Source organism: Streptococcus oralis ATCC 49296 (assembly GCF_000185265.1).
Classification (GTDB): Bacteria; Bacillota; Bacilli; order Lactobacillales; family Streptococcaceae; genus Streptococcus; species Streptococcus oralis_BC.
Map to the genome: position 1 here is coordinate 133,276 of NZ_GL622183.1, position 25,093 is coordinate 158,368.

The window sequence follows — 25,093 nt, forward strand, 5'->3', positions numbered from 1 at the left end:
TATAATCATCACATCAATCGTTCCATTATGAAGGCGAACAACAGTACCAATAGGTAATAAGTTAGTCATTTATTATTTTTCCTTCCTTTAAAAAATTTTTATTTATATATTCTTCAAAATGGAACCGTTTTGTAAAAAATCCGTTCGTATAAAATAGATAAGAAAAACAAACTACATAGTCCATCACTAGTAACAAGAATATACTGGGTCTTGAAAGATATAGAAACATTGAAAAAGAAAACATAACAATAAATAATAAGGTAAGTAGCACTATGGTTTTGTTATGTTTTTTCACTTGCTTTCGAAATTCCTCATACTCATCCTTTGTAAATTCAACCTTTTCAAATTCTGTATTCTTATATAGTCGTTTATTAAAAACAATCGCAGCAATGATCGAAAGCGCAAAGGACACCAGTAACAGATAAATACTTAGAACCACGTTAGATTCAACGCTTTTAAAGAACCCAATTCCTAGAATATGGTAACCAATGATAGAAGACAAAAATATTTTGGATTCAGATACCTTATGAGCAATAGATTTTTTTAAATCACCTGTGATTAAATCTACATAATAACTATCCTCTTTATAATTGCCTAAACTAAGCAAAAATTTATAATTATGCATAATTTCTTCTCCTTATTATTAAAATACACTACCTAACCCCGAGAAAAATCCATTAACTGCATCTCCCGCACTGTCCCATATTTTTTCAGCTGTATCACTGACAGAATCTATAAAATTTTCCACATTTTTTTGGCACCTTCATAAGTTTTTCCTATCCAGTTTCCCACTTCTTCAATATTATCATCATAAATTTTATCAAATAACATGGAACCCGCTACACCTAAAACAAATCCTAAACCAGCACCTGCTACTGCCCCTATTATACCACAATATCAAAATCCTCCTCTTCCCATGGGAACAAAGCTATATTTTTGCATTATAAATTTAGGCTTATAGACACGTTAATTCATCTTACGACATAGAACAGACAAAAAACGAGAATTTACTTTATTAATAAAGCAACTTCTCGTTTTTTATTTTTATTTAAAGTATAGTGATATTTTTAACAATCTCTAAAAATATAGCTTATTTGAATTTTGTTACTCTTTTAATGGTTTCAAAGTTTTCAGCAAAAAGACAGAATTAGCATTACTACATCCAATATAGAGAATCTATGATAGTTACTCCACTGTGATTCTATTTTATCTCTTTCTTAGGAACTGTGAGTGTTTTCGTCCATTCTCTATAAATTTCTAAAAAGCGTTCCTCTTCCTCATCTGAATAGCCTACAAAAACGACTTTATCAATATTTTCATGTTGAAAGAAAAGTGTCGATTCCGTTTGAAAGCCCATTGGATACAAAACACTCATATAATCAGCAAATGCTTTTTCTCCAGTTTCCTCGTCGTCAAAGATAACTCCACGACCAATAATCATTAATTTCTGCGTTCCTTCTTGAAGGTAGACAATACTACCTAACGGTAATAATTCTTTATTTTTGTTTTTATTATTCATTTTTTAATAACTCCTTGTGTTTTTTTAAATATTTTTTTCCATACCATTCTTCCACTGATTTGCCTTCCCACTCACGATACTCTTCAGGATATTTCCATTTGTAGTAGCCTTCTAAAAAGAAAGGAAACTCCATAAATACAATCATGGCGATTATACCAATATTTAATAGAATCCAAAATATAAAGAGACCAAAACCAGTTATGGAAGATGAAAAATTAATAGAAAAAGCTTTGAAAATATAATTAACAATCACAGCTAAGCCCAATATACCTGCTCCATAAATAGCAATACCTTTAGCAATTTTATCTTGTAAGGTAGGTGACTTAACTTCTCCATACATTCGTTTTTTCAAACTTCTAAGCTCTGTTCTTAACATTACATACGTCAACAATACTTGAAGCCCCAACAGTATTAAGATCCCCCATATTGATAATATAGGTAAAGAGATAGTTGTTGCTAGCAAATTAAATTCAAACACAAACCATATCATAAAAGTTATAATATGAAATCGATAACGATAAGGGAGAATAAACGTCCGTTTAAAGAATTTACCCATTAATACCAATAACAACCAAATTAATAAGCAAATTAAATAAAGCTCAACTGTTAGCAAAGGATACTGAGAAACTGGTGACCTTAAATCTTTAGGATCAGAATTTTGTAATGATAGGGTAACAGCAAGGAGCATGAAATTTGCACCTATCGGAAACAACAGACTAAGAATAAAAGTTTTAATACCAAACCAAAAAGAGGGTTTCCCTTTCTTAAAGGCTTTCCCAAGTTTATTATAATAATCTTGTTTCTGATACTGCAAAAAACCATCATCCTCCAAATTTAAACTCTCTTCAAAACTTGCTTTAAAAATTGATTTCTTCCTCATACTTTTCACCCAACTCCTAATGCCTTACCGATTCCACCCATAAAATTAGATATATTTTGAACAGTTCCTTTTATACCGTTACCAACATCATCTATAATCTCTTTCGTTCCTTCAACAGGATCATCAAAAAATTTCGGCTTCCATGCTTTTATGCCTTGAATTACACCTCCAACAACTGCTCCAACAGCCGCTCCTGGGAGACCACCTATTGCTCCGCCGATGGTTGCGCCTTCTAATGGCCCCACGCTAGCTATAGCTGAAAGTGTACCTTTCCCAACAGCTTTTCCTACATCCCTGGTTTTGCTAAATTCGTCTACTCCACTAGAAATCGCTGTAATTCCAAGATCAGCAAACGTCATTACTGTCCCTACTTTCCCTAGAACCTTAGCTACTTTTGGGAAATGTTTAATCCCTTTTCCTAATAATCCTGTTGCCTCTTCTCCCCCTTTTATGTATTTACCAAGTTTCGCCATTCCAGCATCTCTAACACCTTCCAATCCTTTTTTAACAATAGTTTCTACAGGGTTTGCGAAATCAGAAATACCATCGAAAATCTTTTGTAATGCCCCTCCCTTATTACCTAACGATTCATACCATGACATTACATTCATAACAGAACTTACAAATTTTCTACCTTTTGTCCCCTTATCAACTGATCCCAGCAATCCTATGATGCCGTCCGATTGTAGAAAAGCCTTAGTCAAGCTTTTCGGTGTTAGTCCAAGTATTTGGGATCCTCTCTTAAAGCAGTCATTCTCTGAGATTTCCTTAACTACATCATACCAATTCTTCGTATTATACTTAACACCATCATCACCAAGTGCTTCAGCTAATGTCTTTTCATAGATGTGTTGCTCAATAGCATTAACTAATGTATCTGGTAACTCTTTACTTGAGGGATAGGATATATTTTTTGTAAATAGCAGAGCAGATAAACAAGCGAAAAATATAAAACCTTCAAGGTACTAGAAGGAGAATATTCTTGTTCTATTATACCACAATACAAAAACAGCCCCCTTCCTATCCTATAGGAACAAATCTATATTTTTACAATATGAATTTGGATAAATCTAGCTTACGATAAGAAAATAACTAAAAAACGAGGAGTTTCTTTAATGTCAAAGTAGCTCCTCATTTTTGATTTCTATTTAAAGTATTGTGATATTTTGCAATAATCTTTATAGATGCACGTTATTTTGTTACACCCTTTTTAATTGTTGTTGCATTTTCATCAAGCCAACGTTGATAAATTTCGGCGAACCGCTCTTCTTCTTCATCACTATAGCCTTTAAAAACTACTTTATCTACATCATCACGATTGAAGTAAAACAACTGTTCTGGGTTTAGTCCCATCGGATAAAAAGCTGCAGAATAGTCAAACAAAACACTTTGACCATTCTGTTCTATGGTAACCCCACGATTGAGAATCATTAGTTTTTAACTCCCCTCTTTTAAATAAACAATTGTTCCAATTGGCAAAATAGACATTTTCTTGTTTTCCTTTCAATTTATAATTTCTTTAATTCTACAATACTATACGCCATCGTATTAGTGTCTTAAACTTTAATTCCACGTTCACCACCCAAATACTTCTTCAATTGACTGAATAGCTGAAACAGTCTCTTTTAACACTCCTACCTTAATATCTGTATAGACTTTCTCATCAGAGATTGTGGTAAAAAAGAAGGGAGGGGTCAACTCACAATGTCCCTGATAATAGATATAACCCGCCAAGAAGCTTATTCCCTCTTTCACTGACTCATCATCTGGTTCTAAAATTCTAGTTGAAACAGTATTTAAAACTTGAAACAGACTGTGATACAAAAACTCTTTCGGCAAAGCATCTTCAATATACTCTTCTTCTACTGGGATAAACAGCTCCATCAACACATCTTGATTTTCTTCTAACTTGGAATTAATCGTATAAAAGAAAGGTCCTCGAAGCGTATATCCTGCTTTTCTTACTTCGTCTAAAAAAGCGTTATAAGTGTCCGGCATCTCTTCTGGAGATACTGTGTAATACCTTGAGATAACATTTCTATATTGTATATCTTGGTATTCTCCCACGTTTTTAAATAGCATCTGAAATCTCCTTAATTGGGATATTAATTTCAACAAAGAGCTGTCCAAATATTGGCAATATCGCTAGAAAAACGGTATCTCCTTGCATTTCCAACCCCTCATCTTGAATATACTGCTTCATTTCTTCAATTTTTGGAAGGAAATGTTCATCAAATGGAGTTACATCAGAGACACACTGCTTAATTGTAAAATGTTCTAGATATTGAAATTCATCATTTCCTTCAATTGGGATGTTTGTCGGAATATAGACCTTAAACAAGGCTTCTCCTGGCTTTCCAAAAGTGCTCAAACATGTTTCAATCGTTGTCGGACCATTTTTATAGACCCCTGTCTCAAATAATAATTTTTCACAACCTTCAATCAAATCTAGAAAAGAATCCATGGGAACTTTTTTCTCTGTATAAGCAATATCGCTGATATCTATTCTAATTAATTTCATTTTATTTCTCCTCTATAAATAAAGTTATTCGTGCTTTTCTTTTTCCAACCGGTGAATACTCGTGCATACTCAAGCCAATAGAAGGGAAGGCAGGCTATGCTCCCTGCTACGAGGGAAGTAACTACATATATTCCTGACAACATAAATAAACGTGCTATAACTACTACACTTGCTGAAATCAATATGCAAATAACAGGAGGAAGAAATAAAAGATTCTTCCTATACTCACCATGTGGTAAAGTCTTAGCTTTAGGGACAATTAGCAACTGGTAAACAAAGGTTAGTAGCTGAAAAATAAGGCTTAGGCCAATTAAAATCGTGAAGACAGACCAGTAGTTCTTCCCCAAAAATAGAGATCCCCAGAAGAGAAACTCAACATGAGAAATTAGAATAGAACTAGCTGGAATCAATTGGAATAATTTTGATTTGGAAAATTTTTGGAATAACAAAAACATGAACAACGAAACCAATATATGATAGATCGTGATGTAAAGGATAATCATACTCACATCATGTATCTCACCTTCTATAAAAATAGACACTATAAATATCAGTAAGGCAAAAATCACCTCCATCGCAACTGACTTTAAAAAGTCAGAGTTCTTTATAGGACTAGTATCTACAACTGCCATATTTAAAAATTCATAATATCTTTCTTTCATCTTATCCTCCTACAATTCCTGCCCACCATTTTTTCAGCCCTTTAGAAAATCCAGTGTGTTTATCTAGCTCATTTAAGCCCCAACTAATACCTCCTCCTACTAGCATTGTTACACCACCTATCGCCATAATCGATGCAGTAGCAGGAAGAAGAATTGTGGCTGCAGCAGCCCCACCAACAGCAGCCAATGTCCCTATTCCTACATTCTTCAGAGTATCAATCGTAACACCTCCAAATTGAGTCGTTATATACTCACCACTTCCTACTGTCATATTTTTGCTAACAGCAATATCATGTGTTTCTCCCATTCCGTCTACAATATCCGCAACAGAAAATACCACATTTGCAATCGCCATGCCTTTACCCAATTTGCCCATATTCTTAAAGCTATCCGATAACTTAATTCCTTCAGTAGGATGTATTGAGAATATGTTTGACAAACCAGCTGTTGCTGAGGAAAGTGCACCGTCTTTCCCAGCTTTAATGATATTAGGACGGAAAGGTTGCATCATATCCTCGTACTGACCCCGAATATTTGCTCCCTTATTTGTAGTAATTTTACTGTAATTGTATTTTCGGTTTATACTATTTCGACTGTAAAATTTATCATAGCCTAACAATTTATCTAGCTTTTGTCCAGCAGGTGTTGTACCATGATGGAATATTAAATTTCCTTTATTATCTTTTGAAATTCGAGATCCCAAATACAAAACATTAGCAACATCAAAAACAGTTTTAGCTTTATTATATGTATCGCTAATTTTACTATATGGAGAGTCATTAATTAACCTTAATAGTTCTGGCTTTGCCAATTCTGTTGGATACCGTTTCCCATACTCTGCAATCGCTGTTATATCATTCTCATCTAATTCTGTTTTATTTTCTATTTTATCTAAAACATTTTGATAATTTTGAATTACCTCAGAACGATTCTTCCACTCACTATTAATATTATTAGCCCAAGGGGCTTGTCCCTCTATTTTAAAAGTTCCATCAAACTTTCCAAAGTCACCTGTGACTTGTTCGAAACCTTGAAGAACTAAGCTCTGTAAACTTTCTGAATCCGAAAACTGGCCACTAGTCGAGCTCGCAAACGACTGTAATTTATCTAATTTTTTTTGTAACTCATCTCTCTTACTCGTTGCATTTGAGATAATTTCTTGAACATTACTTTTATAAGTAGAATCGATGTTCTTTAAATCAGATAAACTGTTCAAAATAGCTTCTTGAGTCGAAATAGTTGTATTTTCCGCTTCAATTTGCTTTTGAAGTGTCTCCTCATCTAGACTTTCTTCACCGACTTGTGAACGGTAAAGAGTCGGTAGTTCACTCGCTTTTCCTCCCAGACTCTCTGAAAAGAGGATAATTCCTCTCACTAGAGGAACCATTATATTTTCCGCATAGGACTTAGCACTATCATAGGCTTTCCCTTTTAATTCTCCCTCTGTAATCAAATTATTAAAGGCAGTAATGACGGTAACATAATAACTCACACGGCTACTTAATACCGTATTCGCTGTACTGCCCTGCGAGTCTGCTGATCCTATGTCTACTTTAATCCCCATTTTTCTCCTCCTTTTGCGATTCAAGACGGCGTTGTTGGAAAAGAAGTTCCTCTTTTTCGCCCTCTAGTTTACTCATTGCTTTTTTTAATTCTTCTTTCCTCTCGGTGATAAAATCATCAAGTAGCTGTTCATTCCTTTTTAACTTTTCTATATTTTCAAGGCGATCCATCTCATCTTTAACTGATAACGGATAATAGCCTAATTCTCTATATGGGATGAAGTTCGATTGGCAAAGATCTGTAATCTCCGTCGCAACGGAAAGAAACTGATTTCTTTCTTCTTCTAGCTTGGATAAATTTGTTTGAATCTGTTGAACACTGCATTGAATATCTTCTAATTTTCTTTTCTCCATCCTCACTCCTTAAATAAATTATTTTGAGGAACAAATGACGGATTTGAGTATGGAGAAGGTAGACTGGTTGTCCCATTATTTGGAGTATTCTGCCACATTGTACTTATATTCTCATCTACTACTTCAAATTCATTTGCGACACTATGAATTAGTTTTACGAATTCACTTATTTTCGATTGAATATTTTTAGCAATAGATGCCTCATTTATAATCAATCTTCTTCCTACCGTATTAGCGGTATAATAGCTTGTCTTATCTCTAGTAACTGTACCGGCAGTTGTAATGCTATTGCTTGCTGATACAATTCCAGTTGCAATAGTACTTGCCTTGCCTTTTTCACTTTTTACTTGTCCCATGTTCAATAACCTTTTCAATTATCCTTTCTACTATCAAATCGTCAAAAGACCGGGTTGAATCTTAAGTATCAAAAATAGTTTTACTTATTCTTACTAATTTTAAGTTTGATGACTTCTTTCCGAGAATGTAAATAAACCTGATCGAGATCTGGAGCCACATCTCTGTTATACATTCCTTTATCTAAGAAGGTTTGATCCATTAGGCGCATACCAAAGATGACCCATTGGACATTTGTTTTGAGGTATCTAGGAATTGGGTCGATGCTTGTCCCAATATAAGTATAATCAGTACCAATAATAAACCTCATCCCTACTCGATACCCATTCTCAAACATAAATTGAAGCTGTTGATCATTTAAATCGCTTTCGGATACTAGTGCTCTCATATTAGGTATAAAAATGATCCACTCAGATGATATGCCTTTTTCAAAACGGCGTTCTATTTCATAGATTAGCTGATTTCCTATGTCCGATAGTTCCTTTTTACTTCCAACATAGGTTTTCACCTGGTCACTATATGCTTCATATTCTTGGAAAGCATCAATCAACATCATATGAACGTTAGGCATTCTAAGAATAGTTTTTAATAAATGATGCGTTATATTATCAAAAGCGTCTTCTGCATTTGACACATAAGCCATGTGTTTAAATTTGCTAAGAGATATATTGATACTTCCAACCATTTCTAGTTCCAAACCGATAGGAATCTGATTATTCTCAATAGCCTCTTGTACACCAGGCAAATTCAAAAATTCTTCCATCGTCAACTCCTCTGGTACCATCGGAATGGCACTTGGGCGCTGTCCGGTCCAGGCTTCTTGGAGGGAAGCGACTTCCTGACGTAGGTTGTTGAGAACTTGGGTGTCATTGGCTCCATAAACCGGGAGTGCCAGCTGGATGACATCCACTTCTTCACGCTTCATAAGGGCACGTCCCTTGATATCTTCCATGGTCATTGCAAGTGGTGTAGAGCCCACGATGGCTCGCACTTCACCTGCCTCATTTTGTGGCAGGCTCAACTGGTGCTTGAAGTTCGAGTAGAGTTGAGCACGGAGATTGGTTTGACGACCGGCTGTCACCAAGAGGTGAACCCCGATACTGAGACCTTCACGGGAGATACGCACCAAGAGCTTGAAGAGTTCCGCCTCATAGGCTTCTTCCTTGAAGGCCTCATAGCTATCTAAGAGGATGACAATAGCCGGCTCTTCCTGACCACTGGCCTGACGGTAGAGGTCTAAGGTCCCAACACCATAGTCCGCAAGGAGTTTCTTACGACGGTTAAGTTCTCTCTCCATGATTCGTACAAACTTAGAGATCTTCTCTGTTTGGTCCAAAAGCATGGTATCCGCCACCTGTGGAAGCTTGGACAATGGAGCCAAACCATTGGTGCCAAAGTCCATCAAGTACATGGTAAGGGCCTTGGGACTGAACTTGCGAGCCAAGTCCATACCAGCAGTCTGAAGGAAGGTGGTCTTTCCTGTACCCGGACTTCCGTAGAGGAGGATATGACCATCCTTGGAGAGATTGATAGAGACAGCTTCCTGCTTCTGGGCCTGCGGGATATCTGCCATTCCAAGTAGAACTGAGAGTGGTTTCTCTTGTGCCCAGGCTACTGCTGGCTGTACTTCTTCCAGCTCGTCTAACGCGATGCGCTCTTTGAGCGGCGGCAACCATGGCTGTGGTACTGGAGGAATTTCTTGTTCTTCACACAAGAGCTGGATATGGTGCACTATCGCATCCAACTCTGTCGGAACTTCCTTGATCTCATCCACATCTTCTAAGCCTGATAGGTCTTCATTCAAGATTTCATATTGGCCCAATTCATTGATCAGGTAGATAGTATGGTCCTCGATCCCCATATCGTCCTTGTCCGGCTGGTAATCTGCCCCTGACCAGGCTGACTGGAAGAGCTCATAGACTTCGTTATTCCCGACCTGTAGATAGGCACGTCCTGTCTGAGTAATCTCGGCTGCGTCCGGTGTATGAAGCATTTCATTGGAGTCCGAACGATCCGCCACCTTAAGGGCGATCTTGAAGCGAGAGTTAGACCAGATCTGGTCATCCACCACACCAGATGGTTTCTGGGTAGCTAGGATCAAGTGGACCCCGAGGGAACGTCCGACCCGAGCGATGGATACCAGCTCCTTGATAAAGTCGGGCTGGTTGACCTTGAGCTCTGCGAACTCATCTGAGATGAGAAAGAGGTGAGGGAGCGGTTCTGTCGCTTCTCCGTTTTTAAATTTCTTCTGGTATTGATTGATATGGTTGACTTCGAACTCTCCAAAGAGTCGTTCACGACGATGGATCTCCGCATTGATCGAAGCCAGAGCCCGCATAGATTGGGCGCCATCCAAGTTGGTAATCGTCCCCAAGAGGTGAGGCAGATTTTTAAAGAGATTGGCCATCCCACCACCCTTGTAGTCGATCAGCAAGAAAGCCACATCATGAGGGTGGAAGTTAACAGCGAGGGATAGGATGTAGGATTGGATGGTTTCGGACTTCCCTGAACCAGTCGTCCCTGCAATCAAACCATGAGGTCCATGGGCTTTTTCATGCAGATTGAGCTGAACCAGGTCATCCTGACCACGCAGACCAATTGGTACAGCCAAACTCTTGTAAGGTGCGTTCTTTTTCCAACGGCTTGATACCTGCAAATCCTCAAAGGTCTCCGCCCCATACATTTCCATAAAGGTCACAGAATCTGGGATCGAACTCTTCAGGTTTTGGAGGTGATTGAGTGGTGCCAAGGTACGGGCGATCCGCTCCTTATCATAATCTGCTGGGAAATGATCCAAACGGAAGTCCGTCTCTTTCAAGACTCCTTCTTCCATGACCAGTTGGCCTGTATTGCGGTCCTTGATATTGATCACTGTCTGGATGTTCTCAGACAAGGAACTCATGACATCCTCTACAAAGATGAGGGAACAACCTAATTCCGTTGGATCTTCGGTAAAGAACTCCATGATGATATGATCCAAAATCAGCTTCTCATCGGTCACTAAAACCACGTAATGAGGATGGAAGAGGGTGCTCTCTTTGTGGGTTGCTTCTTCCTTTTGACTACGGCGTAGTTTCAAGATTTGGTTCAAACTATTCAGAACTTGGTCCCGTGTTCGTTGATTGTAGACAAAACCGCGAACATTGAGTTCTTGTAGTTTAGCATGAGGTAGCCAACGCATCCAAGACCATTGCTCTTTTTCCTCTTCAGGTAAGATCGTAATAAACTGCACATCATGATAAGAATGGAAAGTCGCTAGCTGCATCACCAAAAGCTGCAGTTGCTCTAGGACGAGATTTCTAGGTCCAATATAACCCACCGGTCCATGGCTGAGGTTTGCCGGGATTGGCATATCTGGGATTTTTTTGTGACGACTATAGAGAGCGTAACCCTCTTCTTCTAGAGCATCCTTCTTACCGCTACGCTCCTGTTGACCGTATTTCAAGTCATAGCTAGTCGGCATTTTCCCGAGTCCCAAACGATAGTATAAAAAGTCAAAATGCAAGGGAGTCTTTTCATAAATCCGGTGATTGTAACTCTCAACCAAGTCCGTCAACTCTAAAATCGTTGGAAAATGATAGTGCATCCCTTCTTTTTGTTCTCGTTCCAGACGAGTCAATTCCTTGACCTTATCTTTCAGGTAAAGACGATAGAGATCGACCCGTTCCTTCTTATCAGCCTTGTACTTTTTACGATTTTTGATGAAACCACGGATAGAAAAAATCATTGTGGTTATGGACATCCCTACTGTCGCAAGAATATAGATCCCTCGAGGTTGAATCAAGGTGATCAAGACAGTTACCCCGACCATCATCAAAGGAGGGATGATCAGCTTTAACAGTTCATCACTCGGCTTAACCGGCTCCTGGCCTGGGGGATTGATCAAGATTTTATCCTCGCTACCACGATAGATGATCCGTGGAGAACGATGATAATCTGGATAATCTTCATAAAAACCATATCGAGATGGTTCTCTCAGAGTCAGTTGTTGCCCAACTTGGGCAGGACCCTGAACCCATACTTCATCAGGATAGAACTTGATCGTCACCGCCCCTAGACTCAACTCATCTCCAAAACCAATCAATTGCTGGTCCATTTGTTCCAGATGATTGTTTCGATAAAATGTACCTTTTAATCGAGTTAACGTCCATTGATTTTGGGATTTTTGGAGTAAGAGTTCAACATCTCCATCTAGTGTGATCAATGCACCTCTTTGAGAGCCAATCTGAAACTCTGATAAATCCAAAAGGTCATAAACCCTTGGCTCCCCTTCTCGGAGATAAAAGACGACCTCACCCAAACGCAGACCATCTTTCAAGAGTCCTGCTTCATCGTCGTACTGATAAAAGACCTCGTCACCATCGACCTTGAGCTGAATCGGTCTTTCCTGTTGAGAAAGGTAGACTTGGGCCTTTTCAGTCGCCCCGATCAAGACCGTCTTATATGCACTCAGTTCTACTTCATAACGCAGACCTTGGCTGTAGAAAATGATTTGTTTTTTCATAATTTCTCTCCTTGGTCTACTTTAATTGCTAGAGGAGCTACTTGGAACAGGTTTCTTCTCAGATGACGGTTTGCTTTCAGAAGCCTTGTCTTGAGGGTTAGGAGTTGTAGAAGCATTGGAGCTTGATTCACTCGTTAGTAGCTCACTTCGACTATCCCAGTATTTCTTATACTCGCTTTCCAAAGTATTCAACTTACTTTCACGGTCTTTCCCTGACAAGTTGCCATCTTCTCGAATCTGCTTGATTTCCTGAGTCAAAGCATAGAGAATCAAGTCACTGTCGTTAATCCGTTTCGCAATATCAAGAGCCTCTTCAAAACGATTGCGCCCAACCTGGATCCAGTAAGTCAAATAAAGCTCATCTGACTTGAGTGTTACGTTGTTCAAGATGACTTTCTTTTGTTCAGAAGAAAATTCCAATCCCTGAATATAAGAGTAAGCCAACTCATACTTTTGCGTATTCGGCAAGCTAGCTGGATCAATTCTCTCTAATTCTGTAATAACACCACTATAATCCACTTTAATAAAGGCAGTATCTGCCTGCAACATCTTTTCTTTGAAAGGATTTTGCACAAAAATCAGATAGATAAGTGGAACGATCAACAAGACAACGCTGGCTGTTAACCAAATCGTTGCCAGTTTAAAGACACGATGGCGTCTACTTGGAACCAAGACCAAGTCTGCTCGTTCTTTCGCAGCCTTCTCCGTGTAGTACTTCTCCAAAACAGCTACTGCAGCCTCTATATCATCTGCCTGACATAGATCATTTAAGAAGTCTGGCAAGGTCTCTAATTCCAAGGAACCATTATAAAGATCCATGAAATCCAAATCGCTAAATAGTGTTACTGTAAAACATTTAGCCTGGCGTAAAAAATCTTCTGAGGATATGGATTGAGGAACCATCAGACCAGGAATTCCACGATAAGCAATCTTAGCCTGAGCATCCTTGGTAATAAAGAGATTTACTGGGTGCAAAAGGAAAGTCACAGGTAACTCCAAGGCGCCTTCTAGACGAAAAACGTTTAGGGCCAAACGGATTCTTTCCGAAATGGTACGTTCCTTTATTTCCTCATAAGTCAGTCCATGAGCTTCGACTTGATAGGAGAAGGTGACACTATCCTCATCAGACACCATCGATTGCTCCAAAAAGAATGGATGATGCAAATCCAATAGTAAGAGTTCCCGTAAATCTTGACTCGCAACATCTGAACGTTTGAGTTTTAATTCCCAGTTTGTTTCATTTTTTTCATAGACAAACGACTGTCCACCAAATTCAAATTTTTCTTCAGCCACCTATATCTCCTCAATTTCTACTAAATCTCCTGTCGTCATAGGATAATCAGACAGATGTTTCCCTTCATCAATCAACAAACCTTTATTGACAATTCTTAATTGATATTTTTTTCGCTTGATACCTGGATTAAAAATCGTATCCACTTCTCGCACCAGCCGGCGCACTTCAATTCGCCGTGGAATGCGAATATCCACATCTCTTTCTCTCAAACGTAGGGTAATATTGATATGTTGCTCCACCTTTTTTCACGCCTCCTATGTCTGGTTTATCCTTTTCTAAGTTATTTAGACAGACTAGTTGTAAAATTAGTCCATCCCTTCTACCATCACACGATAACTCATTACTGCCGTTGCTCCAAAAAGCAAGAAAATCAACACCACATAGAATATCTCTGGAAGAAAGTCATTCAGACCACCTTTTTCTACATGGCCTATATTTGTTTGGAACTTGATTGTTTTTTGAGCATTGGGCTGAAACAACTGTTCTTCAGAAGATTTTTTCACTGGTCTCTGTATAGCAGAAAACAGTTGGCCCCTTTCTGTGATCAACTGTTCCTCTTGATGCTGTTGCATGTCCTGCAACCTCTTTTGAGTTGCTTCATTAAAAAGCTCCTTGGTTTGTTCAGACTGTAGACCAAATTTCAATCCCTCTTTCTTTTCAAGTCGGGAATCATCAATCTGCAGACTGTTATCCTTCAAATCATCTGCAGCAGCCCCAGAGACTGCTGCACATGTTACTAAGGTAAGAAGGAAAAGAATGATTTTCTTCATATTTCTAATTTCTATTCTTTCTCAGCTTGGCTTGTTTGAAACCACAAACTACTTTCTCTGATAAAAACATTTATAACAAGTAAAACAGCTATGACAACAATCGTTGCAACAAAAGCGATAATTGCTGCTGGATGTCCATCAAAGTATCCTGAGAGCAAACCTTCTAATATCGATAACGCATTGAGATTTTTGATAAATGCTGGGAAACCAGTTAGACTTGCTGTTGTCCCAATAGCATTTGATAGGTAGACAAAGCTAATCATCATAAAGAAGGCGAGACCCATACCAATCACTCGGAAATGTTTAAGCAATAGATATTGTCCTTGAATCAGTACAAATGCGGCTAAAACAATTAATAGAACCCAAGATGGTTGATACTCACGACCAACCTGTAGCTGAACACTTGATACAACACCAACTACCAATCCGACAACGAGACTTAAAGCAGACAGGATGGTTACCGTCATCAAGTCTGTATCATGTAACTTATCAAGTTTGAACTTATCTTTGACTTTGCGAATAACGTTTTGAGTTGCAAACAGATAGGCTGTAAAGAGGCTAACAATCTCCAATAGTAAAATCCATGTAAATGGACGGTAAACATTGACAGTCGCTTTCACTGAAGTAGCATTTTGGGTAACAGGATTGGATAAGAAGTTCAACAATACTTCGTTTGGTACCCCATTTTGATAGGCATTATTCAGAACCTTCACAAAGGATTCTACAAAGTTTCCATTGTTAGTCAATTCTTCGTTGAACTGCGTCATCAAGGAGTCAGCATCTTGTGACAACTTTTCAGTACTTGTTTGAGCGTTTGACAATTCACGATTGAAATTACCTAAAGTTTCATTCACAGACTCTGCAGCTTTGACATTACTTTGAGAAGATTCCTTCACACCCGTAGTTTCTGACAAGAGAGCTGCATAATCTGAATTTAGGGTGGCCAATTGTTTATCAGTCTCTTCAAAAGCAGAATTGCTCCCCCCTTGCTTCTCAACCAAATCATCTAGTTTCTTTTCCAACTTCTTGTACAACTCTAACTGTTCATTGATTTTTGTATTCAATTCTTGGTTGGTAGTCAAAACATCCTGCACATTTTTTTCTAGAACAGGCTTCAGTTTAGTCAGTGATGACAAGGCTTTATCTACTTTCTCTTTAGCACCCTCTGTATCTTTATCGCTAACAGGTGCAGTTAAGCTGTCTTCATACTTCTTCAGATTTGAACTAATAGCTTCAAACCAAATATCTGACAATGCTTTAGACACATCACTATTTTTTAACCCTCTGACGGTATCGTATGCTTGTTTTAGTGATTCTACCTTTTGGTAGGCAGAAGCTATTTTCTGAACTTTTTGTCCGTAAGAAACTGCTGCTTGCTGAACACGTAACACATCTACTGGAGCACTAGCTGCTTGGACATCATTCAAGGAAATATTAATTGATTTTAGCTCTGCTTTTGGAGCTGGGCTTGGAGTCCCGGTTGAACCTGTAGTTGTAGTTGAGGTTGTCTCTGCAACACTATAGGCTACTTTAAAAGTCCCACCCGTCTTCAAATCAATTTCTTGACCAAACTCAACTGGTGTACCATCATAAGTGACGGAGTGAACTGTCACTCCTGATTCAGCTTTCCATGATACCTTAGCCTTTGTTCCTGTTCGTCCAACAGCACTCGTACTCGTGATTGCCAGATTTTCCAAATTCTTCAAATCAGTCGAATTGATTTCGTCACTAGGCTCTTTGATTGTTTTTAATTCAGTATAGTTTACAGAAGGAATTGTGATCGGTGTCATACCAAAACCACTAAATTCTTTTCCACTAAAGTCTTCTTTGGGTAATTCTGAGATTGCAGAAGCCAGCTGCTCTTTTAGAGATTCCTCAACCTTCTCTAAATCCTTGTTTGCAGCTTTATCCAAAAATCGACCGAGAGTGATTTCGCTCTTCTCACTTGTTCCATAATAAGTGGCTAATTTCTCATCAATAAAGTTATGAATATCCTTTTTATGATTTTCAAACTTCGTTCTTTCATCTGTTAGATTGTTCTGTAAACTATCAATCTCTTTTTTGATGTTTTCTGCGACTGTTTTATAGGAAGGTACAACTTCAGATGACGTACCATCAGAGGATGCTGCTGTTCCATCTATATTAGAAGTCAGATTACCTTGAGATTCGATTAATTTCTTATAAGTTTTAATTTGTTCCTGAACGTCTTCCCGACTCTGAGAAATGAGCCCAGTGATAACATCCGCATGATTTTTCTTCTCAGTGACCCTATCCTGAAGCAGAGTGTCAAGCTTTTTACCATAGGCAATCTGTGAAACGTCATAACGACCAAAAATCTGAGAATAACTATCCAAACCTGTCTTTAAAGCACTGTTGGCGTCAACAGAAGAACTAGACATACTATAGAGAGTTGGGAAAAGATTTTTAGAGTTGATAGCTGTATTATATAAATTCGTACGATAGTTTCCGATATTGGTCGCTTGTATCTGTGAGCTAGCTTGAACATTCTTTTGTGCAGTGTAAAGATTGTTCAAAATACTAGCCATATACATATCGACTAACTGACCATTCAAATCAGCAACAATATCTTTCGCTAGTTTATTTGCATCATTTTCTACTTGCAAATTTCCTTGCGCATTCACCTTATAATTGATGGTTGTCTTATCAACATTGATGCTGTTAATATCGAGTATTTTTTCAGAAAAGTCACTAGGAATTGTTAAAACGAGTTGGTATTTCCCACTTTCTAACCCAGAATCAGCTGCTCCACGAGGGACAACAGACCAGTTTTGTGAATTATCACGCTCGATATTTTTTACATAACTAGCACCTAGATTGTATTCTTTTGTATCTACGTAGACAGGCTTATCTTCATTTACGATAGCTACATTTAATTTTGTCTGCTGATTAGCCTTTGCATTATTTTCATTGCTAATCGTTGTATTTTTTTGAACAGATAGATTCAAAAAAATAATCAATGCAAGCAATCCTAATGCCAGCAGACTACTTCCTATATATTTAAAAATTCTATTCTTCCTCATATTACTTTAAATTTTCTCCGTCATAAAAAATAGGAAGGCTCTCGCCCTCCTAAAGCCACTTATATAACAAATTAAATTTGTGATGCAAGATCTTGGTCGTTTTGTTCAACAATTTCAGCAACCTTGTTCAACTGTGCATTGATCTCATCAAGCAAAGTTGCAAACTCCTCAATTTTTGGAGACAATTCTGTGAATTGGCGATCAAAGCTCTCAAAAGCAGCACCTTTCCAGTTGTCTCGGATAGTATTTTGCTCTTGAGTCAATGTACGAAGTACTTGTCTTACTTCCTCAGAACCTTGAGTGTACTTTTGAGCAGAGGTGCGCAATTCTTCTGTTGTTAATTGAATTAAAGCCATGTGAAACTCCTTTATATTAATTTATGCCCTCATTATATCAATAATTTGCCTCAATTGCAAGTTTAAAATTCATTTTTTATTCTATTTATAAAAAAATAAGAGCTATTTCCATCTAAAAACTAGTAAGAAGGATTAAATTATCTACTTTTCTTGTATAATTACTTCTTTTTTTATCTATAATAACAAACTCATATCATCCTTCTTTTATAAGGTATATTTGTCAAACGTTCTTTTCTTCTAACTTTCTATGAAAGTTTTTATTCTCTTGATGACGAGCTTCCAACACATTCTCTATACGACTCTTGTAAAGTTGATGATAGTTATCCAAATTGTTCTCTATCTCAAAGATATATGGTTGAATTTCAGCAAAACTACTGTCTCTGCATGCATAGGAAAGCGCCTCTAGGAGATGATCCGTCTCCCTACTAAACTTGTGGAAATCATCATCCAAATCCATCTCCAAACGCTCTAAGTCTCGTAATTTACGATTATGCTCATCCTCCAGTTTCTGAAGTTCCTTTTTATCCATCACAAGCTTTCTCCTAGTTTTTGATCGGACTCTGTAAAGTAGGGGTTTGCAAGGTCTGTGTCAAGTAAGTTTCGGCAGCATCAGCGGCCTTGCCCTCAAATCCACCCTTAATATTGTTTACATAAGTCTTAGAGGCGTACTCTTGCATATCTGAGGCTGCTTCTTGCAACTTTTTAGCTAACTCCACTCCTTTAGCAAGGATTGACAGTTCTTTTGCAGTTACCAAGGCCCTGACTGCTTGGCGTTCTTGTTCCTTCATTCTTTCTTTGAAGCCTCTGTCGAGTTGCTCTCTTGTAATTAAAGTATCCTCATCCGTTAGGACTAACATTTTTTCCCCTCCATGTTTGTTTTACATCCGCCAATAGATTGTTAAAATCTTCAGCACTATTTGTATCTATGGTTTCAAAGGAACCACTAGCTTTAACCAGGCTTTCCCCTAGTTGCTCGATTTGTGTCAGGAAGGATGTTGCTGCTGTCTTCGTGTCACTTGCAACGCCTTCATCCCAAAAGCTTGTTGTGTCAAAACCAGAAAGTAGATTTGTAACTTCTGAACTTGACAAATATCCAACCATGTCAAACGCTGTCTGTCTTGTTTCCTTTATCATGTTTTGAATATCTTCTTTAGCATCTGAAAGTAAGGTTTTCACATATTTAACTTTATCTTCCATGTCAAAATTTGCCAACTGGGCTGCTGTCTGAAGCAACTGAGCTCGAACCAAGATTCTTTGATTTCCTGAAAGATTGCCGCTTCTCAGTTGTTCCTGATAACGAGGAATAGCTTCTCGATCCCACTTTATAGATTCCTGACGAGCTTCTTCGACGATCTTACTATATTCAGTTGTAAAATTCTCGTAAACGGCATAACCAATAGCTGCCTTTATTTTAAACTCACCCCTCATAATGGCATTTAAAACATTTGAGGCTACATTTTCATCGACTCCTAAAGCCCGGAGGGAATCCAACGTTGTCGCTATCAGTCTAGCCAGCTTTTCACCTGCCCTGAGCAATTCTGGGTGAAAATCCTCAGACGCAGTCAATAAATTTCCCTTTCCATCCGATTGGAAAACACCAAAGTCATGGGAACTTTCCGGATCAGTAATCTGGGTATAATGCAAGGGGACAAGGACATTGACTTTACCGACGGGTTTCTTAAGTGGTTCATCGGAATCCCCAGGTAATTTGGTGATGGTATGCTCACGATTAAGCATCCCCACGACATCAAAAGGATTGACATAGTACTCGATTTTTTCGCTAATCTTTTTGATTTTCTCGTCACTGAGTCCCATTTTCTTTAAACTCTTTGTCGTGTCCGGGCCGTCAAAGAGGACGACTTTGCCGATTTTCTCCAGTTCTTCATCAGTAAGGCCAGCTACTCCTTGTGCAGAGACAATGGTTCCTAGGGAATGAGCTGCAATGTCCATCGTCGCATTTGGAGCCTTTTCGCGCATCTCAGCGATTTTCGTTTTCATTCCTACTGTTGCTAACTTGGCTTGTGGCGTATGGATATGGTTGAGAGCGAACTTAGCGTCGTTGTCAACCCAGTCGTTCCAATTTTCTTTACTGATGGCATCACTTCCGCGGATAGCCATATAGGTTTTCTTGGTATCATTAGTCAAGGTTGGCGTATCCGTTAAGTAGTAGGCACTGAAACCAGCTTCATCATCAGTTAAGAGTCCTTTTTGATAACGTTTGTAATGAATATCCTGCCTCATCCCATTCGCATCAGGAACTGGTATCGATGTAACTTTATAAGTATCTCGCAAATCAGGATCCGGCTGCAAGTAGACTCTACCATTATGGGGTAGATGTTTGCCTCCAGGGGTGATTTCTTTTACATTACCATCCTCATCCAACATATATCCATCATTTGAGAAATCAAATGTTTGTACGTTCGTTGAACTATTTTGAGGAGGAAAATTACTTGGGCGAAAAGTGTAGGCAGCTTGTGCTAAATCTGCATAAAAATTATCAAAGGTTTTTAAATTACTGTTACTCATAAAGATCCCATAAATTTCCTTTCAAAATTCTTATTGGTTGCATTTGAATAATAACAAGTTTCTCAGGGATTTCATTTAAATTACGTTTTAGTGGAAAACCTAATGTAAATTTAGTATCCTTATTATTATTGATTCTACCGTTCACTGTCATCATATAACCTCCGCCTTGAGGAGTTCCATTTCCTACCTGACCAACTTCCATACTATCCCAATCAAATTGGACACTCTCAACTTTTGAATTCCAAGATTTAACGAAGTTCGCCATTTCCTCTTCATGCTCCTTCAGATAAGCCAACTGCTTAGCCCGTGGGCTCAGAGTTATTCCTCCAAATAGATTTGTTTCCTGTGCCATCCATGCGCCTCCTCCAAATACTACAAGGGCTATAACTAGCCAAACCAAAGTACGTTTTTTCATCTCTTTCCTCCTATATAGCGGAATCTAAGTATATTATACCATGAATGTAAAAAAAAATACTTTTAGCAAGTATTTGAAGTCAGTGGGGAATGAATGATGTTAAATTTGAATAAAAATTATCAAAATTTTTTAAATTACTATTAGTCAAGAAGTTTACCCCCAATACGCAACGGACTACCAATTCCAATAGAATTAATTAAAATTTTTCCATCTGTAATCTTAATAATCACACTCCAGCTTGAGTTTGGTATATTATTAAACCCTCCATAAACCTGAACAATATCGCCGCCTCCTTGAGGTGTACCATTTCCTATCTTATCCCATTGTGTCTGTCTCCAATCAATTTGAACAGATTCAATCTTTGAATTTTTAGACTTTACAAAATCTTCTATTTCTTTTTGATGCTCCTTTAAATAAGCCAACTGCTTGGCTCGCGGACTTAGAAATAGATTTGTTTCCTGTGCTAGCCATGCGCCTCCTCCAAATACTACAATGGACAAAACCAGTAAAATCAAGGCACGTTTTTTCATATTGATACTCCTTCAGATATATCATCTCCCTCTTACAATCCCAAACTCCTTAATTAAAAACAAATTACGGATCTATTGTTGCTTTAGAAATAGAAGATTGTCATTAAAACTAGTATAGCATAAAAGCCTCAAACAGCCTATTTCACCAATCACTCTTCTTGAAGATTTGTTAATAATTTGACCAGAAGAATTTGAGTTGAATGCAAAGAAACAATAGTGTGAATTGTGCTAAAAATCATCAAAAACACCTCATAGTGTGAATCATGAAGTGCTTGTGAACGTTGATAGTATCGTATTGATTAACGTTCTGAGGCAACTGACTTTGTCAGATTGCACCAATTTAGTATGAAAATATAAAAAAGAACACCTCGAAAGGTGCTCTCTGTAAGTATAGTAATTCTCTCGAATTAACGTTTACTAAATTGTGATGCTTTACGAGCTTTCTTAAGACCTGGTTTCTTACGTTCAACTTTACGTGAGTCACGTGTAAGAAGTCCTGCGCGTTTCAATGAATCGCGGAAGTCTGGGTCTACTTGAAGAAGGGCACGAGCGATACCGTGACGGATAGCTCCTGCTTGACCAGCGTATCCACCACCTACAACGTTAACGAAAACGTCGTATGAACCTACAGTTGAAGTAACTGCGAATGGTTGGTTGATAACAAGACGAAGGTCAGCGTGTGGGATGTACTCTTCAACATCTTTTTTGTTAACAGTGATTTTACCAGTTCCTGGAACAAGGCGAACGCGTGCAACAGCGTTTTTACGACGTCCAGTACCTGCATATTGTGCTTGTGACATACTTTATTGTTCCTTTCCTTAGATAAGTCCTGAAATATCAAGAACTTCTGGTTGTTGTGCAGCGTGAGTGTGCTCAGCTCCAACGAATACTTTCAATTTCATACCTTGAGCGCGACCAAGAGTATTGTGTGGAAGCATACCTTTAACTGATTTTTCGATCAAACGTACTGCATTTTTAGAACGAAGTTCACCAGCAGAGATTTGTTTCAATCCACCTGGGTGGTTTGAGTGAGTGTAGTAGATCTTATCAGTTGCTTTTTTACCAGTCAATTTAACTTTTTCAGCATTGATAACGATTACGAAGTCACCTGTATCAGTGTGTGGTGTGAATGTTGGTTTGTTTTTTCCGCGAAGTACGCTAGCAACAACTGCTGAAAGGCGTCCAAGAGGTACATCAGTTGCGTCAACAACGTACCATTTGCGTTCTACTTGGCCTGGTTTAGCCATGAATGTAGTTTTGTTCATGATTTCTCCTATATGAATATCGTTTTTGTTTACAGGGCGGATGTTCCGGTCCGCGGGGTATTTGAAAGGTTCCGGGGCCTTACAAATGGGGTAAACAATACCGTCTACTATCATACCAAATTTTACTACTAAAAGTCAATAGATATGAAAAATATTTTTGCCGATTTCAGTGTTTAACATCTAGAAAAACCTCGCTTTTGCGAGGCTCTCCTATTTATAAGCTAAGGCACGTTTAAAGGTTTTCCAGATTCCCAAATCATCTGTTTGAAGGACTAGACTAGCATACATGCGTCCGATAAAGGCTGTCGCAGTGACCGCAAAAACAACCGTTATGGCAAGCGAAATCCAAGCTTCTAGACCACTGGCATACCCATTTATAGCTCTAAACGGCATAAAGAAGGTCGAGATGAAAGGAATATAGGAACCAATTTTCAGAACTAAATTGTCCCCAGCAGCACCTAGAGAGGTCACACCGACAAATCCTGCTATAATCAAGATCATCAATGGCGACAAGGCCTTTCCTGAATCCTCAGGGCGAGAAACCATAGAGCCTAGGAAGGCTGCTAAAACAACGTACATAAAGAGACTAACCAAGACAAACAATAAGGTATTGAGCGAGAAAGCCTCTCCTAGATGATTTAAAATTCCAGATTGTGCCAAGATAGGGATATCTTTAAAGAGCAGAATGGCAGCAAGTCCACCCACGACGTAAATGCCAATATGAGTCAAAATCACAAGAAGTAGAGCCAGCATGCGAGCGTAGAAATAATGACTAGCTCGGATACTAGAGAAGACCACCTCCATGATTTTGGTTCCTTTCTCGCTAGCTACTTCCTGAGCAGTGACACTAGCATAGGTAATCAAAATCATATAAAGGAAGAAACCAAGCCCTGCGGCCGCAATGGTTTGAACCATCTTTTTATTTTCTTTGGATTCATCAATCTTCTCAGTAAAGTCAACAGTTTGAGCCAGGCGTTTTTCCTGTTCTTGAGACAAATTGGCTGCCGAACGATTGAGTTGATATTGCAGTTCGTTTAACTTATTGGTTACTGCTAGCTTGATGCCTGTTTCAAGAGAAGTTTCACCGTGATAGACGGCCTTGAGGATGCTGTCCTCTTGGTCAATGGTTAGGTATCCCTTGATTTTCTCATCCTTGATAGCAGCTTGAGCACTGGCTTCATCCTTATAATCAAAGTTGATACCATTGGTACCCTTGAGCCCTTCTTCTACAGATGGCACCGTTGTTACTACTGCTATCTTGCTATTCTTGGCCATAGAAGACCCTTGGAGAAAGCCGATTCCTACAGATAAGGCTAAAAAGAGGAACGGCGAAATCACCATAAAGAAGAAACTCCACGACTTGACATGTCGAAGATAGGTTTCCTTCATTACAACCCACATATTTCTCATACTTCCACCCCTGATTCTAGTTTAAAGATTTCATCGATTGTTGGAGCTTGTTGGTCAAAGGTCGCGATATATTGACCTTGAGTGAGGATGGGGAAGAGTTCCCTTCCAGCACTTTCATCATCTAGGATCAATTTCCAACTACCTTGCTTGGTCAAGCTCACCTGTTTGACGTGAGGAAGTTTTTCCAATTCTTCCTTGCTTTGTTCACTTGAAACAAAGAGACGTGTTTTCCCATATTGATTACGGACATCCTGAACTGGTCCATGCAAGACCACACGCCCGTCACGAATCATCAGAATATCATCGCAAAGTTCCTCAACGTTGGTCATGACATGGTCAGAAAAGATAATGATTGCACCGCGCTCTTTCTCTTTTAAGATGACCTGCTTGAGCAACTCAGTATTGACTGGATCCAAACCACTAAAAGGCTCATCTAGGATAATCAAGTCTGGCTCATGGATTAGGGTGATAATCAGCTGAATTTTCTGCTGATTCCCTTTGGAGAGGCTCTTGATTTTGTCGGTCAATTTCCCCTTCACTTCCAATTTCTCCATCCATTGAGGGAGTTTTTCCTTGACTTCTTTAGCATCCATGCCTTTTAGAGTCGCCAAGTAACGAACTTGCTCAAGAACTGTCAACTTGGGCATGAGGCTACGTTCCTCAGGCAGATAGCCAATCCGAGCGTAGGTTTCCTGACGAATCTCCCGCCCATCCAGACTGATCTCTCCTTGGTACTCCAAAAATTTCAACATACTGTGGAAAATCGTTGTTTTCCCAGCACCATTCTTCCCGACCAAGCCCAGAATCCTTCCTGGACTTGCCTGAAAATCGACACCAAACAAGACTTGCTTGGAACCGAAACTTTTCTCTAGATTTCTTACTTCTAGCATCTTCCACCTCCGAAATATGTTGCACTTATTATACTCCTTTTTGATAGCCTTTACAACGATTTATGTCCATTTTATCGGATTATAAGTAGCAAAAGTATCCTTTCTCTAATAAATTTTAAGTATTTCAGCGATAGCTTTAGTATAACTCATTAAAGACTTTCTGAGATGGCTTCCTCCTCAACTATCGCTTTTCTCTTCTGAACTGTCCTTTTGAAACTAAAAATCCACCCCGAGGGATGG

Annotated in this window: 26 protein-coding genes; all 26 read right to left on the reverse strand. The window is 38.6% G+C overall.

What is annotated here, in order from left to right; all coding sequences use genetic code 11:
- Positions 1 to 61: 61 nt before the first annotated feature.
- Entirely contained in the window at positions 62 to 625 is a 564-nt protein-coding gene (locus HMPREF8578_RS02880; protein ID WP_000553113.1) for a hypothetical protein, read from the reverse strand.
- 576 nt (positions 626 to 1,201) lie between these two features.
- Positions 1,202 to 1,519, reverse strand: a complete 318-nt coding sequence (locus HMPREF8578_RS02885; RefSeq protein ID WP_001060645.1) for a DUF4176 domain-containing protein — start codon at positions 1,517 to 1,519, stop codon at positions 1,202 to 1,204.
- On the reverse strand, positions 1,512 to 2,399 hold the full coding sequence (locus HMPREF8578_RS02890) for a hypothetical protein (protein WP_001227895.1): 888 nt from the start codon (positions 2,397 to 2,399) through the stop codon (positions 1,512 to 1,514). The genes HMPREF8578_RS02885 and HMPREF8578_RS02890 overlap by 8 nt, the downstream gene beginning before the upstream one ends.
- Before the next feature lie 5 nt (positions 2,400 to 2,404).
- Complete coding sequence (locus HMPREF8578_RS02895; protein WP_002892623.1) at positions 2,405 to 3,103, reverse strand: hypothetical protein; 699 nt, start codon at positions 3,101 to 3,103, stop codon at positions 2,405 to 2,407.
- 487 nt (positions 3,104 to 3,590) lie between these two features.
- A complete protein-coding gene (locus HMPREF8578_RS02900; protein ID WP_000602730.1) occupies positions 3,591 to 3,830 on the reverse strand; it encodes a DUF4176 domain-containing protein in 240 nt (79 codons plus the stop codon).
- 144 nt (positions 3,831 to 3,974) lie between these two features.
- The gene (locus HMPREF8578_RS02905; RefSeq protein ID WP_000897913.1) at positions 3,975 to 4,481 is read right to left on the reverse strand and encodes a DUF5085 family protein; all 507 of its coding nucleotides are present in this window, start codon (positions 4,479 to 4,481) and stop codon (positions 3,975 to 3,977) included.
- Positions 4,471 to 4,920, reverse strand: coding sequence for a hypothetical protein (locus HMPREF8578_RS02910; protein WP_000767350.1), 450 nt, complete (start codon positions 4,918 to 4,920; stop codon positions 4,471 to 4,473). The genes HMPREF8578_RS02905 and HMPREF8578_RS02910 overlap by 11 nt, the downstream gene beginning before the upstream one ends.
- Positions 4,917 to 5,582 carry a hypothetical protein gene (locus HMPREF8578_RS02915; RefSeq protein WP_000664760.1) on the reverse strand — a complete coding sequence of 222 codons (666 nt, stop codon included), beginning with the start codon at positions 5,580 to 5,582 and terminating at the stop codon, positions 4,917 to 4,919. Before HMPREF8578_RS02915 ends, HMPREF8578_RS02910 begins: the two co-directional genes overlap by 4 nt.
- 1 nt (position 5,583) lies before the next feature.
- Positions 5,584 to 7,146 (reverse strand): T7SS effector LXG polymorphic toxin, encoded by a 1,563-nt coding sequence (locus tag HMPREF8578_RS12645; protein ID WP_000511729.1) that lies wholly within the window; start codon positions 7,144 to 7,146, stop codon positions 5,584 to 5,586.
- Positions 7,136 to 7,498: a hypothetical protein gene (locus HMPREF8578_RS02925; RefSeq protein ID WP_000415471.1), complete on the reverse strand. Its 363-nt coding sequence runs from the start codon at positions 7,496 to 7,498 to the stop codon at positions 7,136 to 7,138. The genes HMPREF8578_RS12645 and HMPREF8578_RS02925 overlap by 11 nt, the downstream gene beginning before the upstream one ends.
- 2 nt (positions 7,499 to 7,500) lie before the next feature.
- Positions 7,501 to 7,854 (reverse strand): TIGR04197 family type VII secretion effector, encoded by a 354-nt coding sequence (locus tag HMPREF8578_RS02930; protein ID WP_000531866.1) that lies wholly within the window; start codon positions 7,852 to 7,854, stop codon positions 7,501 to 7,503.
- 80 nt (positions 7,855 to 7,934) lie between these two features.
- Positions 7,935 to 12,356 (reverse strand): type VII secretion protein EssC, encoded by a 4,422-nt coding sequence (gene essC, locus HMPREF8578_RS02935; protein WP_000744029.1) that lies wholly within the window; start codon positions 12,354 to 12,356, stop codon positions 7,935 to 7,937.
- Between the two features lie 21 nt (positions 12,357 to 12,377).
- On the reverse strand, positions 12,378 to 13,649 hold the full coding sequence (gene essB / locus HMPREF8578_RS02940; protein ID WP_000796945.1) for a type VII secretion protein EssB: 1,272 nt from the start codon (positions 13,647 to 13,649) through the stop codon (positions 12,378 to 12,380).
- Complete coding sequence (locus tag HMPREF8578_RS02945) at positions 13,650 to 13,889, reverse strand: EsaB/YukD family protein (protein ID WP_000434883.1); 240 nt, start codon at positions 13,887 to 13,889, stop codon at positions 13,650 to 13,652.
- Positions 13,890 to 13,955: 66 nt separating this feature from the next.
- Positions 13,956 to 14,420, reverse strand: a complete 465-nt coding sequence (gene essA / locus HMPREF8578_RS02950) for a type VII secretion protein EssA (protein WP_000720508.1) — start codon at positions 14,418 to 14,420, stop codon at positions 13,956 to 13,958.
- A gap of 11 nt (positions 14,421 to 14,431) precedes the next feature.
- Positions 14,432 to 17,461 (reverse strand): type VII secretion protein EsaA, encoded by a 3,030-nt coding sequence (esaA, locus tag HMPREF8578_RS02955; protein ID WP_002892625.1) that lies wholly within the window; start codon positions 17,459 to 17,461, stop codon positions 14,432 to 14,434.
- A gap of 71 nt (positions 17,462 to 17,532) precedes the next feature.
- The gene (locus HMPREF8578_RS02960; RefSeq protein ID WP_001173991.1) at positions 17,533 to 17,817 is read right to left on the reverse strand and encodes a WXG100 family type VII secretion target; all 285 of its coding nucleotides are present in this window, start codon (positions 17,815 to 17,817) and stop codon (positions 17,533 to 17,535) included.
- A 220-nt stretch (positions 17,818 to 18,037) separates the two neighbouring features.
- Positions 18,038 to 18,346 (reverse strand): hypothetical protein, encoded by a 309-nt coding sequence (locus HMPREF8578_RS02965; RefSeq protein WP_000358232.1) that lies wholly within the window; start codon positions 18,344 to 18,346, stop codon positions 18,038 to 18,040.
- A 13-nt stretch (positions 18,347 to 18,359) separates the two neighbouring features.
- On the reverse strand, positions 18,360 to 18,674 hold the full coding sequence (locus HMPREF8578_RS02970; protein WP_000960733.1) for a hypothetical protein: 315 nt from the start codon (positions 18,672 to 18,674) through the stop codon (positions 18,360 to 18,362).
- A complete protein-coding gene (locus tag HMPREF8578_RS02975; protein ID WP_000071888.1) occupies positions 18,655 to 20,343 on the reverse strand; it encodes an Mbeg1-like protein in 1,689 nt (562 codons plus the stop codon). The genes HMPREF8578_RS02970 and HMPREF8578_RS02975 overlap by 20 nt, the downstream gene beginning before the upstream one ends.
- Entirely contained in the window at positions 20,336 to 20,758 is a 423-nt protein-coding gene (locus HMPREF8578_RS02980; protein ID WP_000747478.1) for a hypothetical protein, read from the reverse strand. Before HMPREF8578_RS02980 ends, HMPREF8578_RS02975 begins: the two co-directional genes overlap by 8 nt.
- A gap of 140 nt (positions 20,759 to 20,898) precedes the next feature.
- A complete protein-coding gene (locus HMPREF8578_RS02985) occupies positions 20,899 to 21,288 on the reverse strand; it encodes a hypothetical protein (protein ID WP_000745393.1) in 390 nt (129 codons plus the stop codon).
- A gap of 407 nt (positions 21,289 to 21,695) precedes the next feature.
- Positions 21,696 to 22,088: a 30S ribosomal protein S9 gene (rpsI, locus tag HMPREF8578_RS02990; protein WP_000075969.1), complete on the reverse strand. Its 393-nt coding sequence runs from the start codon at positions 22,086 to 22,088 to the stop codon at positions 21,696 to 21,698.
- An 18-nt stretch (positions 22,089 to 22,106) separates the two neighbouring features.
- Positions 22,107 to 22,553 carry a 50S ribosomal protein L13 gene (rplM, locus tag HMPREF8578_RS02995; protein ID WP_001044624.1) on the reverse strand — a complete coding sequence of 149 codons (447 nt, stop codon included), beginning with the start codon at positions 22,551 to 22,553 and terminating at the stop codon, positions 22,107 to 22,109.
- Positions 22,554 to 22,763: 210 nt separating this feature from the next.
- Complete coding sequence (locus HMPREF8578_RS03000; protein WP_001245390.1) at positions 22,764 to 23,963, reverse strand: ABC transporter permease; 1,200 nt, start codon at positions 23,961 to 23,963, stop codon at positions 22,764 to 22,766.
- The gene (locus HMPREF8578_RS03005) at positions 23,960 to 24,853 is read right to left on the reverse strand and encodes an ABC transporter ATP-binding protein (protein ID WP_000895274.1); all 894 of its coding nucleotides are present in this window, start codon (positions 24,851 to 24,853) and stop codon (positions 23,960 to 23,962) included. Before HMPREF8578_RS03005 ends, HMPREF8578_RS03000 begins: the two co-directional genes overlap by 4 nt.
- Positions 24,854 to 25,093: the final 240 nt, after the last annotated feature.

Bases quoted from the DNA above. Each gene is read 5' to 3' on its own strand.
- essA (WP_000720508.1), bottom strand. From the start codon at position 14,420: ATGAAGAAAATCATTCTTTTCCTTCTTACCTTAGTAACATGTGCAGCA.
- rpsI (WP_000075969.1), bottom strand. From the start codon at position 22,088: ATGTCACAAGCACAATATGCAGGTACTGGACGTCGTAAAAACGCTGTT.
- HMPREF8578_RS02885 (WP_001060645.1), bottom strand. From the start codon at position 1,519: ATGAATAATAAAAACAAAAATAAAGAATTATTACCGTTAGGTAGTATT.
- HMPREF8578_RS02925 (WP_000415471.1), bottom strand. From the start codon at position 7,498: ATGGAGAAAAGAAAATTAGAAGATATTCAATGCAGTGTTCAACAGATT.
- HMPREF8578_RS02905 (WP_000897913.1), bottom strand. From the start codon at position 4,481: ATGCTATTTAAAAACGTGGGAGAATACCAAGATATACAATATAGAAAT.
- HMPREF8578_RS02965 (WP_000358232.1), bottom strand. From the start codon at position 18,346: ATGGATAAAAAGGAACTTCAGAAACTGGAGGATGAGCATAATCGTAAA.
- HMPREF8578_RS12645 (WP_000511729.1), bottom strand. From the start codon at position 7,146: ATGGGGATTAAAGTAGACATAGGATCAGCAGACTCGCAGGGCAGTACA.
- HMPREF8578_RS02975 (WP_000071888.1), bottom strand. From the start codon at position 20,343: ATGAGTAACAGTAATTTAAAAACCTTTGATAATTTTTATGCAGATTTA.
- HMPREF8578_RS03005 (WP_000895274.1), bottom strand. From the start codon at position 24,853: ATGCTAGAAGTAAGAAATCTAGAGAAAAGTTTCGGTTCCAAGCAAGTC.
- HMPREF8578_RS02960 (WP_001173991.1), bottom strand. From the start codon at position 17,817: ATGGCTTTAATTCAATTAACAACAGAAGAATTGCGCACCTCTGCTCAA.
- HMPREF8578_RS02910 (WP_000767350.1), bottom strand. From the start codon at position 4,920: ATGAAATTAATTAGAATAGATATCAGCGATATTGCTTATACAGAGAAA.
- essC (WP_000744029.1), bottom strand. From the start codon at position 12,356: ATGAAAAAACAAATCATTTTCTACAGCCAAGGTCTGCGTTATGAAGTA.
- HMPREF8578_RS02880 (WP_000553113.1), bottom strand. From the start codon at position 625: ATGCATAATTATAAATTTTTGCTTAGTTTAGGCAATTATAAAGAGGAT.
- HMPREF8578_RS02930 (WP_000531866.1), bottom strand. From the start codon at position 7,854: ATGGGACAAGTAAAAAGTGAAAAAGGCAAGGCAAGTACTATTGCAACT.
- HMPREF8578_RS02900 (WP_000602730.1), bottom strand. From the start codon at position 3,830: ATGATTCTCAATCGTGGGGTTACCATAGAACAGAATGGTCAAAGTGTT.
- rplM (WP_001044624.1), bottom strand. From the start codon at position 22,553: ATGAACAAAACTACATTCATGGCTAAACCAGGCCAAGTAGAACGCAAA.
- HMPREF8578_RS02970 (WP_000960733.1), bottom strand. From the start codon at position 18,674: ATGTTAGTCCTAACGGATGAGGATACTTTAATTACAAGAGAGCAACTC.
- HMPREF8578_RS02890 (WP_001227895.1), bottom strand. From the start codon at position 2,399: ATGAGGAAGAAATCAATTTTTAAAGCAAGTTTTGAAGAGAGTTTAAAT.
- HMPREF8578_RS02980 (WP_000747478.1), bottom strand. From the start codon at position 20,758: ATGAAAAAACGTACTTTGGTTTGGCTAGTTATAGCCCTTGTAGTATTT.
- HMPREF8578_RS03000 (WP_001245390.1), bottom strand. From the start codon at position 23,963: ATGAGAAATATGTGGGTTGTAATGAAGGAAACCTATCTTCGACATGTC.
- HMPREF8578_RS02985 (WP_000745393.1), bottom strand. From the start codon at position 21,288: ATGAAAAAACGTGCCTTGATTTTACTGGTTTTGTCCATTGTAGTATTT.
- esaA (WP_002892625.1), bottom strand. From the start codon at position 17,461: ATGAGGAAGAATAGAATTTTTAAATATATAGGAAGTAGTCTGCTGGCA.
- HMPREF8578_RS02915 (WP_000664760.1), bottom strand. From the start codon at position 5,582: ATGAAAGAAAGATATTATGAATTTTTAAATATGGCAGTTGTAGATACT.